We start from the raw sequence: 17,513 nt of genomic DNA on the forward strand, positions 1-17,513 counted from the left end.
TAAGGTAACTGAAAAACCGAAAAGTTTACTATTTGAGCAGTTAGTTTACTGATTGTTAAAATAAAGAGTTTTGCTAGTGACAAGGTTAAAAAAAGTTTTTATACTGCAACCCGCTTTAGAGACTTAACATCCTAAACGCATCACAATAAATTAGCTTCGGCTAATACAATGGCCCCTTAGCTCAGTTGGTTAGAGCACACGACTCATAATCGTTAGGTCCCCAGTTCAAGTCTGGGAGGGGCCACCATTTTCTTTTTCAAGTTATTTAAAATCAATGCGTGATAGCTATTCTATACGAAGCTGTTCCACTCTTATTTTGATACATCAAATTTTTCTTCAATTAAAAAATAATAATTTACATACTCTCTTGGGAAAGTGTCGTCATTGTTTTTATAATATAAACTAATAGATACAATGACTTATTGAGCTAACACCTACTCGCAATAATACCTAGTTAATTTTAAGGACTAACCCCGACCTTGAGGGTGTTAGAAGTTTCTCATTTACGAGTGCATGGATTCGGAACGTGAGTGATAAAGGAAAAATGACCTAACTGAACTAAATAAAATACAGCCTTGTTATTGATGTATCTTCCTTGCCTCAAAATAGATTATTTAATTAAGCGTGTGGATACAAAAAGCCGATGTGTAACATCGGCTTTTTGAACATGTATGATTAAGTCACTTCACTTATTTGTAACCATTAGGGTTGTTGCTTTGCCAGCGCCACGTATCTTGCATCATTTCATCGATGCCACGCTCGGCTCGCCAACCTAATTCGTTAAGCGCTTTCTCTGGCGCTGCGTAACACGCTGCAATGTCACCTGCTCGACGAGGTGAGATTTGATAGGGCACAGCCTGACCACTGGCTTTTTCAAAGGCTGTGACCATTTGCAGCACTGAATAACCATTCCCTGTGCCAAGGTTAAATACATGAGCACCAGTATCGTTTTTAATGCGGTTGAGTGCTTTTAAATGGCCAAGTGCTAAATCGACAACGTGGATGTAATCGCGCACACCTGTGCCATCAACAGTGTCGTAGTCATCACCAAAAACCCCCAGCTTTTCTAACTTACCAACGGCTACTTGTGAAATATAAGGCAGTAAGTTATTTGGAATACCATTCGGGTCTTCGCCAATTAAGCCTGATTCGTGAGCCCCTACAGGGTTAAAGTAACGTAAAATAACAAATGCAAAGCGCTCGTCTGATTTGGCGATATCTTGCAGCATCATCTCTACCATTAATTTAGAGGTGCCATAAGGGTTCGTTGTGCCACCAACGGGGAAGTCTTCGCGAATAGGCAAGCTGGCTGGGTCACCATACACTGTAGCAGACGAGCTAAATACTAACTTGAAAACACCTGCATCGCGCATTGCATCAACGAGTGTTAACGTGCCTTGTACGTTGTTTTGGTAGTACTCAATAGGTTTAATAACCGATTCACCAACCGCTTTTAAGCCTGCAAAGTGAATGACGCTATCGATCGTATGTTCACGGAAAATGTTATCTAGGCAATCTCTATCAAGAATATCGCCTTCATAAAAAGTAACGTCTTTACCTGTGATTTGCTTTACGCGAGTCAACGACTCATTTGATGAATTGCTTAAGTTATCAAGCACAACAACTTCTGTGCCTTGCTGTAATAACTCTAAAACGGTGTGAGAACCGATGTATCCGGCTCCGCCGGTGACTAAAATGGTCATAAATTTTCCATGAACTAATACCAGGTTGAATTAGTCTTATTTCATCATATTCCGTGCAAAATTTCATAAATAAATTGTTATTTTTGGAAATTAAGCAAAAGCGGGGTAGCTTGTTTTTGGTTACATTTTGTACCATATTAGTAACACGAAAGTGAGGGAGTATTAAGCTATAGTTAATTCTCTACTGCTAGTTTTTTAATTATTGGCTCAACCTGTAACGTGGAGAGAAAGATGAATACAGTAAAAAAAATTGCCTTGGCTATGGTTGTTGTTCTACCTGCTTTTGCTCATGCAGGTGAAGCAAAAGTAAAGTGGCATGATTTTAATGACTACAGAGATGTGCGCCCAGGAAATAACTCACCGAAAGGGGCGTTTCATAAAAATGTAGCGAAAAACTTTGAGAAACATTTTAATAAATTAGCTGAGCAGCTTCCTGAAGGATACACTTTTAATGTTGAGGTAACTGACCTTGATTTAGCGGGAGATGTCCAGTTTGGTGGTATCAATGAACTTCGAATCATTAAACCTATTTATTTTCCGCGTATTGATTTTAATTACTCAGTTACAGATAAAGACGGCAAGGTGGTTAGCGAAGCGAGTGATGTAAAACTCAAAGATATGGGCTTTATGGATCGCATTAAAATGGGTCGCGATGAAGCGTATTATCATGATAAGCGATTAATCACTGATTGGTTTGAAAATGAGTTAGTACCTACACTAAATTTATCAGAGTAAACATGAGTATATAAAAAAGCGCTTTTTTGAAGCGCTTTTTTTAAATCAAGACATTTAATTGTAATACGAGTTTTGTGTTAGCCCAGCTCTAGCTATCTGCTTAGGTTTTATTATACCTGCAAATTTTAACTGATACAGAAAAGTGAATAACGATGGAAAGCGTTTAGTCTTGATTTTGTTTGTTTTTTTAAACCATATTTATCGTTGTATTAATTGAAATACTAGTTTAATGGAAGTGCTGTTTCATAACTGCACAGTTGTGTTCATTGATGAAAATAAAATACAAAAGGAAAACAGGATGTATAAGATAAATAAAATATTTTTAGCCATGGGTTTGTTTCTACCTATGTTCGCTTATTCAGGTGAGGCGCAAGTAAAATGGCATAGCTTCGATAAGTATAGTGACGTTCGCCCAGGAAATAAGTTACCTAAAGAACAGTATTATCAAGATGTTGCTGCGCATTTTGAGAAACACTTTAATAAATTAGCGGAAGAACTTCCTAAAGACTATATTCTTAATGTTGAAGTAACAGAGCTAGACTTGGCTGGTAATGTTCATTTAGGTACAGTGAATGAGTTTCGTGTACTTAAATCAATTTATTTTCCACGCATAGATTTTAATTATTTCGTTTCTGACAAAGCTGGCAACATTATTAGTGAAGCTAACGATGTAAAATTAAAAGATATGCGGTTTATGGATCGTATCAAAATGGGTCGTGATGAAGCTTATTATTATGATAAGCGCTTAATTACAGACTGGTTTGAAGATGATTTACAGCCTAATTTGAATCTAAGTGAATAAGTCTAAAGTGTGGTTAAATACGCTATAACTGTGTTTATGAATGCTTGCTTTTTGCACCAGATTTAAAAATGTTTAGGATGATAGACAGCCCTAAAAAGTTATAACTCTTTAGGGCTAAATAGCTAAAACTAATCGATTACAATTATTTGCTTACTTAAACGTCGCTAACAGCTGTAATAACTGTTGAAGTTTAATAACGGTTTTTTTCAGCTTTTCTTCATCTAAGCCATCATTACTTAGGCTCTCAACATCGGCTGCAACGTCGAGTACATATGGCTTAAAGCGTTTTGCTTCAAAATCAAAGCCGGCATCTTTTGCAAATAAGGCTTTGAACTTGCCATGCCCTTGCTGCTGTAAGTCATCTAATTTTTTATCAGCATCAAGTGCCTGACGGTAAACGATTTTTAAGTTAGCATTGAGCTGTTCAATGATTGAATCCATTTTTTTCCTAAAGCTTTAGACTGCAATGCCGATATAGTACGTGGATTGTAATAAAAAGTCAGGTAGTGAACTATGAATATATCAGGATCAAGCTTACCGGCGATGAGTGGCGGCGGCGAAAGCGCTGAAGTTTACAGCGCATCACTTGCTAAAAAACAGCAAAAAGCTGATGGTGCTGCGGCACTTGCACTTATCGAAGGCGCAGCGATGAACACAAGCGCTGCACAGACACCCGCTAAATCGGTGACTGCGACACTCGGTAATAACGTAAACGTTTACGTTTAAGCATTAAACCAGGTTGAGATCGATAGGCGTTTTACTTTTCTCGCCGCCGATCTCACGAACTAGTTTGGGTACTAAAAACCCTGGCAATGCTTCGAGCATGTGTGCCACTATTTCGCGTGCGCGCTGCTCAGTAATATCAAAATGGCTCGCACCTTCTACTTTATCAAGTAAATGTAGGTAGTAGGGTAAGATATCAGCCTCGAACAATGCTTCACTCAAGGCTATTTGAGCATGGCTCGAGTCGTTAACATCCTTTAATAATACAGCTTGGTTTAATAACGTGACGTTAGCGGCTTTTAATTTTTGCATCGCAGCTTTAAAGTCAGCATCAATTTCGTTCGCGTGATTAATGTGATTCACTAACACCACTTTTAAAGGCGAACTTGCAAATCGTGCGCACAGCTCATCGGTAATTCTTGCTGGGATCACCACTGGCAAACGACTATGAATACGCAAACGTTTTATTTGTGGTAATTGTTCAAGTTCATCCATAAACCAGTTAACAGCATCATCTTTGGCCATTAATGGGTCGCCACCACTTAAAATGACCTCATTGATATTTTTATCGGCTTTTATGTAGGCTAAAGCGTCAATTAAGCTGCGTTTATTTAATTGGTTTTCTTGATACGGAAAATGGCGTCTAAAACAATAGCGGCAATTCACGGCACAGCCGGTTTTAAACATGACCAAAACACGAGAGCGGTACTTATGTAATAACCCCGGCTGGTTATTATCTTGCTCTTTTAACGGGTCTTTATCGTAGCCTGTTTGCGCTAAAAATTCTTGGTGACGTGGCATCACTTGTAGCAAAAGTGGATCGTTTATATCACCAAAACGCATTTTTTTGATAAAAGGCAGAGGCACACGTACAGGAAAAAGACTACGAGCTTGGAGGTCTTTTTCGTCTACTACACTTGATAAACCTAGCATTTCTAGCAAACGTTCAGGGCAGGTGACAACATTTGCTAATTCTTTTTGCCAGTTTTTATGCAAATTTACTTCATTTCTTTGTATCATTGACACGTAGATTACTCGAAATTATTTAGACAGAGGAAACGATGGCGAATTATAGCACCAATGAGTTCAAGGGCGGCCTAAAAATTATGTTAGACGGCGAGCCTTGTAGCATCCTAGAAAATGAAATGGTAAAGCCAGGTAAAGGTCAGGCGTTTAACCGTGTTCGTATTCGTAAACTTATCACAGGTAAAGTACTAGAAAAAACATTTAAGTCGGGTGAAACGGTAGAAGGTGCTGACGTAATGGATACCGATCTAGCGTATCTATACACTGACGGTGAATTCTGGCATTTCATGAACAACGAAACATTTGAGCAAATCGCTGCTGACGAAAAAGCACTAGGCGACAATGCTAAATGGTTAGTTGAAAACGATGTATGTACTATCACGCTTTGGAACGGTAACCCAATTGCTGTTACTCCACCGAACTTTGTTGAACTAGAAATCACAGAAACGGATCCAGGTCTTAAAGGTGACACAGCCGGTACGGGCGGTAAACCAGCAACATTAAGCACGGGTGCGGTTGTACGCGTTCCTCTATTTGTACAAATTGGCGAAGTGATCAAAGTTGATACTCGCAGCGGTGAGTACGTAAGCCGCGTTAAGTAATAGGCTTTAAAAAGTTTAATTGATAAAATCCCAGCTTCTGCTGGGATTTTTTTTGGAGACTGTATGTCCACTGCTGTTTGGCAACCAAGCGCTGATATTGCTACTTTACGCGAGCGAGCTGCGATCATTCGCCGTATTCGCGAATTTTTCTATGAGCGTGAGGTGATGGAAGTTGAAACACCGACTCTTAGTGCGGCCAGTGTTACCGATGTACACCTAGCCAGTTTTAGTACCGAGTTTGTGGGCCCAGGTCATGCAGGTGGTTTGCCGTTATATTTACAAACCTCGCCTGAGTTTGCGATGAAACGATTATTGGCGGCAGGATCGGGTGCTATCTTTCAATTGTGTAAAGCGTATCGCAACGAAGAAGCGGGTAGTCATCATAACCCTGAATTTACCATGCTTGAATGGTATCGCCCAGGTTTCGACGAATTTGCGCTTATGGATGAAATGGACGAGCTTATGCAGCTTGTACTGGGTGTTGACGCGGCTGAGCGTTTAACTTACCAACATGCGTTTATAAATGCATTAGGTATAGATCCATTAACTGCTGACATGAGTACGTTACAGCACGTAGCAAGCGAACAAGGGTTTGCTGATATTGCCGCGCATGAAACGCATCGCGATACGTTGTTGCAGCTGTTATTTTGCATGAAGGTTGAGCCAACTATCGGCCAAGAAAAGCCATGTTTTGTTTACCATTTTCCAGCTTCGCAAGCGGCACTTGCGCAAATTTGTCAGCATGACAATCGCGTTGCTGGGCGTTTTGAGCTGTATTTCAAAAATATGGAGTTGGCTAACGGTTTCAATGAACTTACCGATGGAAAAGAGCAAGCCGCGCGTTTTAATGAAGATAATCAATATCGCCAAGCAAATGGTTTAAAACAGGTACCGATGGATACGCGCTTGATTGCAGCGCTTGAGCATGGCTTACCACAATGTGCAGGTGTGGCGCTGGGGGTTGACCGTTTAATTATGCTTGCAACGAACAAGCAAAAGATTAAAGACGTGATCACCTTTGATGTGGAACGAGCTTAAATGCAGGAACCTTTAACTCACACCGAATAATTCATTGAGTCGTGATATTCGCGGTTGAACCCCTTGTTACATGATTATGTAGAAGCAGATTCATCCGCGAAAATCAGGTGATAATAAGCGCTGGTTAAAACCAGCGCCTTCACGACTTACAGTTCGTAAATAAATGTCACACCGGCCACCATCGGTTCACCCAATTGTGTGTATGTGTGAGTGGTGTAACCATCCAGTGGGTCGTTACCAAACTCAAAACCACGGGTTGGTACATCTTCATCAAATAAGTTTCGTGCCCAGGCATTGATGCTCCAGTTTTCACTTTCATAACCTAACGATGCGTTCACTAAGTTAGAGCTCGGTGCTTTTGAGTTATGGCTATCTGAGAAGTAATAATCATCTTTGCCTTCAACACCAATCGATGCATATAGTGCAGGGGTAAAGTTATAGCGTGCCGTAAATGCATATTGATACTTCGGTGCTTGTGCTTGGTCGCGGCCATCTTGATCAAGGCCTGATTGGGCTACAAAGTCATTAATTTCAGTATTTAAATAGCCCGCACTCCCAGTAAGTAATAAATTCTCGGTTGCTTGGTAGCTGCCTTCTATTTCTAACCCGTAGTTTTCACCAGAGCTTGCGTTATCAATATAACCCGTGAACTTTTGCCCTTCGACTTGCCATGATTTCAACTGCATATCTTCACGGTACATGTAAAATGCTGCCAAGCGCAGTACGAATTTATCGTCAAGTGAGCTGCCTTTCACACCAAACTCACCACTCCAAAGGTATTCAGGGGCAAATGAGGTGTGGTTAGCAAAAAAGTCAGCGTCAAGATTTAAGCCTTCATCTTTCGCTTTTGCTAACGCCTCAGAGTTAATACCGCCAGCTTTGTAGCCACGAGTTATACTGGTGTAAATCATAGTGCGGTCAATGACTTGATATTCAAGAGCAAGTTTACCACCGACCATCACATCATCGGTTTCTTCAATAAAACCATTGTTGTCAATGTAATCACCTTTATATTGTTCTACACGCAATCCTGTGATTAAGGTTGTTTTAGGGCCAATAGGCGTTGTTAGCTGGCCATATGCTGCAAGGTTAGTTGTTTCATAATTTGATGCAAAAGGGTGTGCCAACCATGTATATTGGCGTTCTAAGTCAACTTCGCGTCCTTGGTAATAAATACCCGCCACCCAGTCGCCAGATTTACCGTTAAATTGGAGTTCTGCTGCATGGTCTTTACGGTCTCGTAAATAGGCGTCTGTTGAGCTGTAGCCCCATTCATGTAAGCCAGCTGCACACAATTGTGGCTGTGTTTCATCGTTACAAACCCAGTCTTCGTCATAGCTGTATAACAGTTCGCTGTCGATGCCAGATACGTTCAGACTGACATCAAACCAATCAAAACCGGTATAAATATTTGCCAGACCCACCGCAATGCTTTCTTGATTATCTTCACCAGGCTCATCAGCTACACTGTAGCGGCTGTTATCAAGGGTGAAAGCATCATAGCCATTATTAATATCGATATAATGCACACTTAGTTCTGTGCGTAAGTTATTTGTAAGTTGGCTGTGCAGTTTAAAGCGAGAAACAAGTTCATCTTGCTGTTGCGTATCTTTATTTAAATATATATTTTCAACATAGCCATCAGACTCGCGTTGATAAAGACTTGCGCGTACGCTTGTATCGTCAGTAATACCTGTACCTGCTGCGATGCCTGCTTCGTAGCTATTATAATTACCTGCACCGAGTTGCACTTTTACACTCGGATTGAGCGTTGGCGCAGCTGATTCCATTTGAATCATGCCTGCTAATGCATCTGCACCAAAACGTGTCCCCTGTGGGCCACGGTATATTTCTACTTGGTCTATATCAAATAACAGTGAGCTTCCCCCTAGACCAGAGTAGTTTATGCCGTCAATCACTAAGCCAACAGATGGATTAATGGGATCAACAAATTGTGAGCGTAAACCCACACCACGAATTTGCACAAAACGACCGCGTGATGCACCCGATGTAAAGTTTACATTGGCTGCACTGGCTAGCATTTCATCTAAAAATTTCGCTCCACGCTGATTAATTTCATGGTCTGAAAAAAGGCTTGCGCTGGCACTTAACGTTTGAATACTTTCTTTTTTGAAATCGCCCGTAACTAAAATAGTTTCAAGCTCTGTGTCTTCAGCGTAAGCAATCGATGAAGCTGCAAATAATGGCAAAATAGCAGCTGATAATAATGATAAACGTCGTTTCATGCGGTTCTTAACTCCATTTTAGGGACTGCTATTCTAGCAAGCCTACTGGCCAAATGAGTATTTATACCTAAAAAAAGTGAATCTTTAGCTTGTTTAGGTATTTATGATATAAACGCAGGCAATTATACGTAAATTGATTAGGAATACGACTATGACCTTTAAAGTTGACTTTAAAGTGCGAGACTATGAATGCGATCTGCAAGGAATTGTTAATAACAGTGTTTACTTTAATTACTTAGAGCATGCCCGCCATGAGTTCCTACATGCTAAAGGGGTCGACTTTGCAAAGCTTGCGCGAGAAAAAATTAACCTAGTGGTGCTTCGCAGTGAAATGGATTACAAAGCATCTTTAGTGCCGGGCGATGAGTTTTATGTGGCCGTTGAGCCGCAGAGAGTGAGTCGTTTAAAGTTTGCTTTTAAGCAGACCGTTTACCGTAAACATGATGATAAAGTGATGCTAAGCGCCTTAGTAATCGGCACCTCTGTCAATGAAAAAGGGCGTCCTTTTTTACCAGAAGAAGTCGATAACTTATTTAAATAACGCCCGTTGTTCTATTAAGAGCTAGCTTAGAACATTTTTTTACAGATAAAACATGTTTTTTTAACGATCAAAGTCGTTAAATGTTGTTATTATTATCGCATTGAAATTTTGGTCGTAAAAAAATATGAAGTTAGTAGCCTTGCCTATTCTTTTTGTACTATTTTGCATGGGCTGCTCATCGACAGGGAAGGTCACCAGTGAGCAATTAAAATATACACAGTGGCAATTATCAAAAGTTAACGGGTTAGCCATTAGCGTATCGCAAAAAGCGTCAATGCGTTTTATTGAAGCGATGCAAGTTAATGGGTTTGCTGGATGTAACAAGTTTTTTGGTGAAGGTCAGCTTGTTGAAGATACCTTAACAGTGAAAAAGCTAGGTATGACACGTAAATCGTGCGGTGATCAACTTGATGAACTTGAAAAGAAACTGCTGTCGACGCTAAAACAAGGCGCGGTCATTTCGCTAAATGGCGAGCAGCTTACTTTGCAAGGGGCGCACCATTTTACTTTCATTAATACGGCTCCCTAATAAGGCGAATTAGTATTAAAACTAAAGCGCTTGCAGCGAATTTTTAACTAACGTACACTGATTACGTTTTTATAAAACAACGAATTTATACTTGTCGGAGTGCCTTTAATAAGGCTGAGATCGCGAAAGCGGGATCCGTGAACCTGATCAGGCTAACACCTGCGTAGGGAACAAGCTGCCTCATAGGGCGCTTGTGCGCCAAAAAATGGGGCATAAGTTGCTAAGCTTAGGCTGCAATTGTAAGTGAAATAACTTACTAACGATCCAATGGCGTTTGCCACTCTCTATTGCACCTGCAATATCTGACAAGACAATCCTTAAAGCAATGAGGTAAGTCATGTCAAACACTACAACTAAACCGTCTCGCCGCGAAATTCGTGCGGCTGCATCTGATTATATTTATAACTTAACAGGGCAACCTTTCCCTAATTCGCACAAAGTATATGTTGAAGGCACGCAAGAAAACGTGCGTGTCGGAATGCGCGAAATAACCCTCAGTGATACCTTTATAGGTGGAACCGAAGAAAACCCCGTGTTCGAGCCGAATGCGCCAATTCGTGTGTATGATACATCGGGTCCATATACCGATCCTGATTTTAAACTCGACGTGCGCAAAGGGCTAGAAAAGTACCGCGAACAGTGGATAGAAAAACGTGGTGACACGGAAATTCTTGATTCAGTTACCTCGCAGTTTTCGCAGCAACGAATGGCTGACGAAGGTTTAGACCATATTCGCTTTGAGCACCTCCCAAAAATACGCCGTGCGAAAGCAGGTAAAAATGTGACGCAAATGCATTATGCACGCCAAGGCATTGTAACGCCTGAAATGGAATACGTGGCTATTCGTGAAAATATGGGCCGTGCAAAAATTCGTGAAGAGCTCCTTGCTGCACAGCATAAGGGAGAGTCATTCGGAGCCAGTATCCCCGATTTTATAACCCCTGAATTTGTGCGCGATGAAATTGCCCGTGGCAGAGCCGTGTTACCTAACAATATTAACCACCCTGAAACCGAACCAATGATCATTGGCCGTAATTTCCTTGTAAAAGTGAACGCGAATATTGGTAATTCATCGGTCACTTCGTCTATTGAAGAAGAGGTCGAAAAAATGGTTTGGTCGACTCGTTGGGGCGCAGATACGGTGATGGACTTATCAACGGGTCGTTATATTCATGAAACCCGTGAATGGGTCGTACGTAATTCACCCGTGCCAATTGGTACCGTACCAATCTATCAAGCACTTGAAAAAGTAAATGGGGTTGCCGAAGACCTCACTTGGGAGATTTTCCGCGATACTTTGATTGAACAAGCGGAGCAAGGTGTCGACTATTTTACTATCCATGCTGGTGTGTTACTTCGTTATGTGCCAATGACTGCAAAGCGTGTCACGGGTATTGTATCGCGCGGCGGCTCAATCATGGCAAAGTGGTGTTTAGCACATCACAAAGAAAACTTCTTATACACGCACTTTGAAGAAATTTGTGAAATTTTAAAACAATATGATGTGTGTTTTTCATTGGGCGATGGTTTGCGTCCAGGTTCAATTGCCGATGCCAACGACGAAGCACAGTTTAGCGAATTACGTACACTAGGTGAGCTGACTAAGCTTGCATGGAAGCATGATGTACAAGTGTTTATTGAAGGCCCAGGTCATGTGCCAATGCATATGATTAAAGAAAACATGGAAGAGCAACTAAAGCATTGTGAAGAAGCACCTTTTTATACGCTTGGCCCATTAACGACTGATATTGCACCGGGTTACGACCATTTCACCTCGGGTATTGGGGCTGCACAAATTGCGTGGTATGGCTGTGCCATGTTGTGTTATGTCACCCCTAAAGAGCACTTAGGCTTACCGAATAAAGAAGATGTAAAGGAAGGTCTCATCACCTACAAAATTGCCGCACACGCAGCCGATTTAGCCAAAGGTCATCCAGGGGCACAAGAGCGTGATAACGCGTTATCGAAGGCGCGCTTCGAGTTCCGTTGGCACGACCAATTTAACCTAGGTTTAGACCCTGAACGTGCCCGTGAGTATCATGATGAAACTCTGCCACAAGAGTCTGGCAAAATAGCCCATTTTTGCTCTATGTGCGGTCCTAAATTCTGCTCGATGAAAATAACCCAAGAAGTACGTGATTACGCGAAAGATCTAGAAGCGCGAGGTATCGACCCTAACAATGTAGGCGATGCTATCGAAATTAAGATGGTCGATGTTGAAGCAGAGATGAAAGCGAAATCCGACGAGTTCAAAAAAACGGGTTCTGAAATTTATCATAAAGCAATTTAACCAAGGAGCTAGGTGCTAGAAAACGAGGCGCTAGAATGATTATCTCGCGCGAATTATCTAGCACCTAGAACGTTTATGTCTTTAAAAATAGCAATTTTGGGATTTGGTTTAACAGGACGACTTACTGCTTTAGCACTCTCTAAAGTGCATCAAGTCAGCGTGTATGAGCAAGATGATCAACACGCAGCAAACAGTGCCGGAAATGTTGCGGCGGCTATGCTCGCACCGCTGGCTGAGTCGGTATTATGTGAGCAAGATATAGCGCTGCAGGGGCTGGCGAGCATTCAACGCTGGCAGCAGATTATTAGTGAACTGGATGAGTCTGTGTATTTTCAGCAAGCGGGCAGTTTGGTGGTTGCTCATCAGCAAGATAAAGGCGATTTACACAGTTTTATTAGCCGCTTAAAACCATTAGCCGAGCATACAGCTGACACAGTGAGCAGCGCGCAAATAGCAGATCTTGAGCCTGAGCTTGCTGGACGCTTTCACCAAGGGGTGTATTTACCTTGCGAAGGCCAGCTCGATAACCAAGCCTTCTATGCTGCGAGCTATAACCAATTAGTTGCTCGTCAAGTCAGCTTTAATTGGCACTCACACATTACTTTAACAGGTCATAAGGTGAATGGACAAAGTTATGACTTTGTTTTTGATTGTCGGGGATTAGGGGCAAAAACAGCTTTACCTAGCCTTCGTGGTGTGAGGGGGGAAGTGGCACGCTTATATGCACCAGAAGTAAACCTGTCTCGGCCAGTACGCCTTATGCATCCGCGCTACCCCATTTATATTGCACCTAAACTGAATCATCAGTTTGTGATTGGCGCGACTGAAATTGAATCGCACGACACAGGTAAAGTCACCGTGCGCTCAGCACTTGAGTTATTGTCGGCGGCTTATACGGTTCACAGTGGTTTTGCTGAAGCGCGTATTGAAAGTTTGCAATCAGGGCTTCGTCCTGCATTTGCAGATAACCGTCCACAGGTGACCCGAGAAGGGAGAGTTATAAGCCTTAATGGCTTGTATCGTCATGGTTATTTGTTAGCGCCTTATGTTGTCGATGAAGCAATTAGCTTAATGACTTAGGGGGTCATAATGAAAATAGTAATAAATGGCCAATCAGCTGTTGTGGCTGAGCAAATATCGCTTAGCGAGGCGTTGGCAAACTATGGGGCTAGGCCGCCATTTGCTGTGGCTGTAAACGGCGACTTTGTACCACGCAGCCAATGCGAAATAAAAACTCTTAACGAGGGTGACAGCATTGAGCTTTTGTCACCCATTCAAGGAGGTTAGCATGGATAGTTTTACTATTTATGGTGAACAAATACGCAGCCGCTTACTCATTGGTTCTGCATTGTATCCTTCGCCCAGTATAATGACAGAATCAATTGTGGCCTCTGGGGCTGACATTGTTACCGTGTCATTAAGGCGTCAACAAAGTGCGCAAGCCGGCGATGATTTTTGGCAGTTAATAAAAAACACCGGGCTTAAAGTGCTCCCAAATACAGCAGGGTGTCACAGTGTGAAAGAGGCAGTTACTCTGGCTCAAATGTGCCGTGAGGTTTTTGCCACTGATTGGATCAAGCTTGAGCTGATTGGTGATGAATATAATTTGCAGCCCGATCCTTTTGCGTTACTCGAAGCAACAAAAATACTATTAGATGAGGGCTTTAAAGTACTGCCTTACTGCACCGATGACTTAGTGTTATGCCAGCGTCTTGCTGATTTAGGCTGTGAAGTGCTGATGCCTTGGGGTGCGCCTATTGGAACAGGTAAAGGGTTACTGAACCCCTATAACCTAAGAATGATCCGAGAGCGTTTACCTAGTCATACCTTAATCGTTGATGCTGGATTAGGGTTACCTTCGCATGCCTGCCAAGCCCTTGAATTAGGGTATGATGCGGTATTATTAAATTCGGCAATCGCTGGAGCTGGGTGCCCAGTTACAATGAGCCATGCATTTCGCAGTGCCGTTGAGGCAGGCAGATACAGCTATTTAGCCAAAGCGATGCCCGAAAAAGACGTAGCCAGCCCATCAACACCTACTATGGGCATGCCATTTTGGCATCAAAATTAAAGAAGAGGAAAACATGAATCAGGTTGTATGGAGCATAGCGGGATCTGATTCCGGCGGCGGGGCTGGAATTCAAGCTGATATTAAAGCGATGCAAAGCTTTTCAGTGCATTGCTGCACCGTGATCACAGCTTTAACAGCACAAAATAGTTTAGGTGTTGAGGCCTTAAATCCCATTTCAACGGAGGTGATTGAATCTCAATTACAAGCTTTAGTAACCGATATGCCCGCCACAGTGATAAAAATCGGCATGTTGGCGAATGTGCAGCAAATTCAGTTAATAAGTGAACATTTAAAACATTATAAAAACACCTGGGAAGTGCCGCCTTTGGTTGTCTATGACCCTGTGGCGATAGCTTCCAGTGGCGATTTACTCACAGAAGAAGATACCGTGAGTGCAATTAAAGAGTGTTTATTACCGTGGGTAGATGTTGTTACACCCAATACTCACGAAACGCAGTTACTGACCGGAGTGTATTTAATTGGCCCAAGTGCAGTAAAAGAAGCTGCGCAAAAGCTGCAAAGTTATGGCGCAAAATCGGTCATCATCAAAGGTGGTCATTGGGACTACCCAAGTGGTTATTGCATCGATTACTGCCTGCAAGATACACACGAATACTGGCTTGGAAATGAAAAAATTCAAACACCGCATAGCCATGGCACCGGGTGTAGTATGGCCTCAGTGATTGCTGCTTGCCTAGCAAAGCGTTATCCACTGAAAGACGCATTTATTCTCGCAAAAGCGTATATAAACCAAGGTTTAAAAGCGGCAGTGCGTTACGGTGAAGGAATTGGCCCTGTTGCACACACTCATTTTCCGGTTAATTTAGCAGATTACCCACAAGTGATTGAAGCGGGGAGTTGGCTTGGTGATGAACTCGACTTTGATCACCCTAGCAATTTTACTATGGCGGCTGGTTTTGCTGAGTGTCAGTCTAAAAAGCTCGGCTTATATGCAGTGGTCGACAGTGTTGATTGGTTAGAAAAGTGTTTAGCTGAAGGCGTTAAAACCGTACAGCTACGAATCAAAAATACAGATGATGCAACGCTAGATGAGGCCATTGCCAGTGCTGTTATGCTTGGTCAAAAATACGATGCGCAGGTGTATATTAATGACTATTGGCAACTGGCGATTAAGCACGGTGCTTATGGAGTTCATTTAGGCCAAGAAGACCTACAAACGGCTAATTTAATTGCTATAAAAGAGGCTGGCTTGCGTTTAGGCGTCTCGACCCATGGTTTTTATGAAATGCTGCGCGCCCATAATTATCGCCCGAGCTACATGGCATTTGGTGCAATTTACCCAACCACCACAAAAGACATGACAGGGCAAATTCAAGGCCTAGAAAAGCTTGAAAAATTTGTCCCATTAATGGCCGACTACCCAACAGTTGCGATTGGTGGCATTGATGTGTCACGTGCAGAGCAAGTGGCAAATACCGGGGTAGGCAGTGTGGCTGTGGTGCGAGCAATTACCGAAGCTGAAGATTACCCCGCAGCGATTGCTAAACTCAAACAATGTGTTGAAGGCGACTCAGAAGCATGAGTGCGTTAAGCGATAAAGAGCGCATACGTTACAGCCGCCACTTAATGCTTAAAGAAGTGGGATTGGAGGGGCAGCAAATATTAAAGGCCGCACATATTGCGGTAGTAGGTGCTGGTGGGCTTGGCTCACCTGCGCTACTTTATTTAGCTGCGGCTGGGGTGGGTAAGCTCACGTTGGTTGATAACGACAATGTCGAGCTTTCAAATTTACAGCGACAAATTTTGTATAAAGTTAATCACTTAGGGCAAGCAAAAACACAGGCAGCCTCGAAAGTGTTAGCAAGCTTAAATAACCAAATTAGTATTGAGCCCATTTGCCAAAGACTTGATGAAAAAAACCTTGCAGACGTTTTACAAGGGGCCGACATCGTACTCGATTGCAGTGATAACTTTGCCACTCGTTACTTAATTAATCGCTATTGTTTAGCGCACACAATCCCGCTCATTTCAGCTGCTGCGATTGCCACACAAGGGCAACTAATGTGCTTTGACTTTCGCAATTCCGACAGCCCCTGTTATGGCTGCGTATTCCCGCAAACTGATGATCAACCAGTATTAAATTGTGATAACGCGGGTGTAATAAGCCCATTACTGGGAGTTATGGGCAGTATGCAAAGCTTACTGGCGGTTAATATACTGTTAGGCCATAAAACAGGCAGCGAGTTTATTCAATTTGATGGGCTGACTTTACAGCAGCTACGTTTTACACCTCACAAAGATAGCGAATGCGCAGAATGCAAAAAGCAGGCTTGAAGCCTGCTTTTTAATTTTTGTATAACTAAGATGGTTAGTCTTTGATTGTCGCAAATGGTGTGCCCATGCGAGTGACTGTTTCTGGGTGCTGGTCAGATAAAAACTCAGCTTGGTTTGCACCCCAGGCTAAAATCACGGTAGACCCTAACTTAAAGCGACCCATTTCTTCGCCTTTTTTCAAAGTGATTGCGTTATCACCTTTGGTAGGGTAGTTCCAGCTGAATACATCTTTACCGGCAGGTGGTGTAACGGTACCTGCCCATATGGTTTCGATGCTGGCTACAATCGTTGCACCTACCAGTACCATAGCAAGTGGGCCTATGTCAGTTTCGAAAATTGCAACCACACGTTCATTACGCGCAAATAAGTTAGGGACGTTTTGCGCCGTAAGCGGATTCACTGAGAATAAATCACCTGGTACATAAATCATTTTACTCAGCGTACCATCAATCGGCATGTGAATACGGTGATAGTCTTTCGGTGCTAAATAGATTGTTGCGAACTTACCACCCAAAAATGGCACAGTATCGTCTTCGTTACCACCTAGTAATGCCTGTAAGCTGTAGTCGTGCCCTTTAGCTTGAATTATTTGACCATCTACAACGTCACCTAATTGGCTAATCGCACCATCAACTGGGTGAGCAATAATGTCTTTTTCTTCTGCAAGTGGGCGAATACCTTCCTTTAAAGGGCGAGTAAAAAATTCATTAAAGGTTTTGTAATGAGCTGGATCGGGGTATTTAGCCTCACTCATATCAATTTTATATTGTTTGATGAATAGCTTGATTAACGCCGTGGTTAAGCCACCCGCTTTCGCTGCTGCTAACTTGCCGACCATGCGCGAAATGAAATGTTTTGGCATGGCATACTGCATGGCAATTTTGAATTTATCTAAACTCACTTGTTATTTCC

Annotated in this window: 18 protein-coding genes, 1 tRNA gene and 1 riboswitch; of the genes, 14 read left to right on the forward strand and 5 right to left on the reverse strand. The window is 42.3% G+C overall.

Translation table 11 applies throughout. From position 1 onward, the window contains the following. Positions 1-170: 170 nt before the first annotated feature. A tRNA-Ile gene (locus IT970_RS01945) sits at positions 171-247 on the forward strand. A gap of 442 nt (positions 248-689) precedes the next feature. Here IT970_RS01945 and galE read toward each other — a convergent pair. After that, positions 690-1,703 (reverse strand): UDP-glucose 4-epimerase GalE, encoded by a 1,014-nt coding sequence (gene galE / locus IT970_RS01950; RefSeq protein ID WP_036971461.1) that lies wholly within the window; start codon positions 1,701-1,703, stop codon positions 690-692. Positions 1,704-1,934: 231 nt separating this feature from the next. Here galE and IT970_RS01955 point away from each other — a divergent pair, with 231 nt between their 5' ends. Further along, on the forward strand, positions 1,935-2,438 hold the full coding sequence (locus IT970_RS01955; RefSeq protein WP_036971460.1) for a DUF3016 domain-containing protein: 504 nt from the start codon (positions 1,935-1,937) through the stop codon (positions 2,436-2,438). A gap of 298 nt (positions 2,439-2,736) precedes the next feature. Then, positions 2,737-3,240: a DUF3016 domain-containing protein gene (locus IT970_RS01960; RefSeq protein ID WP_036971457.1), complete on the forward strand. Its 504-nt coding sequence runs from the start codon at positions 2,737-2,739 to the stop codon at positions 3,238-3,240. Positions 3,241-3,390: 150 nt separating this feature from the next. On the opposite strand, the gene IT970_RS01965 is transcribed toward IT970_RS01960, so the two are convergent. Then, a complete protein-coding gene (locus IT970_RS01965; RefSeq protein ID WP_065978238.1) occupies positions 3,391-3,681 on the reverse strand; it encodes a prephenate dehydrogenase in 291 nt (96 codons plus the stop codon). 72 nt (positions 3,682-3,753) lie between these two features. On the opposite strand from IT970_RS01965, the gene IT970_RS01970 reads away from it, so the two are divergent. After that, positions 3,754-3,966 (forward strand): hypothetical protein, encoded by a 213-nt coding sequence (locus IT970_RS01970; RefSeq protein ID WP_054554124.1) that lies wholly within the window; start codon positions 3,754-3,756, stop codon positions 3,964-3,966. Between the two features lie 3 nt (positions 3,967-3,969). Here IT970_RS01970 and epmB read toward each other — a convergent pair whose 3' ends face one another. Next, positions 3,970-4,983, reverse strand: a complete 1,014-nt coding sequence (gene epmB, locus IT970_RS01975; protein ID WP_036971447.1) for an EF-P beta-lysylation protein EpmB — start codon at positions 4,981-4,983, stop codon at positions 3,970-3,972. A gap of 41 nt (positions 4,984-5,024) precedes the next feature. Between epmB and efp the strand changes: the two genes are divergently transcribed. Together efp and epmA are read left to right on the forward strand one after the other, a co-directional pair. Continuing rightward, positions 5,025-5,591, forward strand: a complete 567-nt coding sequence (efp, locus tag IT970_RS01980; protein ID WP_036971443.1) for an elongation factor P — start codon at positions 5,025-5,027, stop codon at positions 5,589-5,591. Between the two features lie 63 nt (positions 5,592-5,654). After that, positions 5,655-6,629, forward strand: a complete 975-nt coding sequence (gene epmA / locus IT970_RS01985) for an elongation factor P--(R)-beta-lysine ligase (RefSeq protein ID WP_036971439.1) — start codon at positions 5,655-5,657, stop codon at positions 6,627-6,629. Positions 6,630-6,775: 146 nt separating this feature from the next. Here epmA and IT970_RS01990 read toward each other — a convergent pair whose 3' ends face one another. Next, positions 6,776-8,875 carry a TonB-dependent receptor gene (locus IT970_RS01990; protein WP_036971435.1) on the reverse strand — a complete coding sequence of 700 codons (2,100 nt, stop codon included), beginning with the start codon at positions 8,873-8,875 and terminating at the stop codon, positions 6,776-6,778. A 151-nt stretch (positions 8,876-9,026) separates the two neighbouring features. Between IT970_RS01990 and IT970_RS01995 the strand changes: the two genes are divergently transcribed. From IT970_RS01995 to IT970_RS02030, 8 genes are all read left to right on the forward strand, one after another. Then, positions 9,027-9,416 (forward strand): acyl-CoA thioesterase, encoded by a 390-nt coding sequence (locus IT970_RS01995; RefSeq protein WP_036971432.1) that lies wholly within the window; start codon positions 9,027-9,029, stop codon positions 9,414-9,416. A gap of 124 nt (positions 9,417-9,540) precedes the next feature. Continuing rightward, positions 9,541-9,945 carry an META domain-containing protein gene (locus tag IT970_RS02000; protein ID WP_075594334.1) on the forward strand — a complete coding sequence of 135 codons (405 nt, stop codon included), beginning with the start codon at positions 9,541-9,543 and terminating at the stop codon, positions 9,943-9,945. A gap of 85 nt (positions 9,946-10,030) precedes the next feature. Continuing rightward, positions 10,031-10,132: riboswitch (TPP riboswitch) on the forward strand. A gap of 150 nt (positions 10,133-10,282) precedes the next feature. Next, positions 10,283-12,235, forward strand: coding sequence for a phosphomethylpyrimidine synthase ThiC (gene thiC / locus IT970_RS02005; RefSeq protein WP_036971427.1), 1,953 nt, complete (start codon positions 10,283-10,285; stop codon positions 12,233-12,235). Between the two features lie 75 nt (positions 12,236-12,310). Next, positions 12,311-13,315, forward strand: coding sequence for an FAD-dependent oxidoreductase (locus IT970_RS02010; RefSeq protein ID WP_180311337.1), 1,005 nt, complete (start codon positions 12,311-12,313; stop codon positions 13,313-13,315). Between the two features lie 9 nt (positions 13,316-13,324). Beyond that, positions 13,325-13,522 (forward strand): sulfur carrier protein ThiS, encoded by a 198-nt coding sequence (gene thiS / locus IT970_RS02015; protein ID WP_036971421.1) that lies wholly within the window; start codon positions 13,325-13,327, stop codon positions 13,520-13,522. A gap of 1 nt (position 13,523) precedes the next feature. Beyond that, entirely contained in the window at positions 13,524-14,306 is a 783-nt protein-coding gene (locus tag IT970_RS02020) for a thiazole synthase (RefSeq protein ID WP_075594336.1), read from the forward strand. Between the two features lie 13 nt (positions 14,307-14,319). After that, the gene (thiE, locus tag IT970_RS02025) at positions 14,320-15,849 is read left to right on the forward strand and encodes a thiamine phosphate synthase (protein WP_075594337.1); all 1,530 of its coding nucleotides are present in this window, start codon (positions 14,320-14,322) and stop codon (positions 15,847-15,849) included. After that, positions 15,846-16,601 (forward strand): HesA/MoeB/ThiF family protein, encoded by a 756-nt coding sequence (locus tag IT970_RS02030; protein WP_196857565.1) that lies wholly within the window; start codon positions 15,846-15,848, stop codon positions 16,599-16,601. Before thiE ends, IT970_RS02030 begins: the two co-directional genes overlap by 4 nt. A 34-nt stretch (positions 16,602-16,635) precedes the next feature. On the opposite strand, the gene asd is transcribed toward IT970_RS02030, so the two are convergent. Next, positions 16,636-17,502, reverse strand: coding sequence for an archaetidylserine decarboxylase (gene asd / locus IT970_RS02035; protein ID WP_182396094.1), 867 nt, complete (start codon positions 17,500-17,502; stop codon positions 16,636-16,638). Between the last annotated feature and the right edge of the window lie 11 nt (positions 17,503-17,513).

This window comes from Pseudoalteromonas sp. A41-2 (genome assembly GCF_015767615.1).
Classification (GTDB): domain Bacteria; phylum Pseudomonadota; class Gammaproteobacteria; order Enterobacterales; family Alteromonadaceae; genus Pseudoalteromonas; species Pseudoalteromonas lipolytica.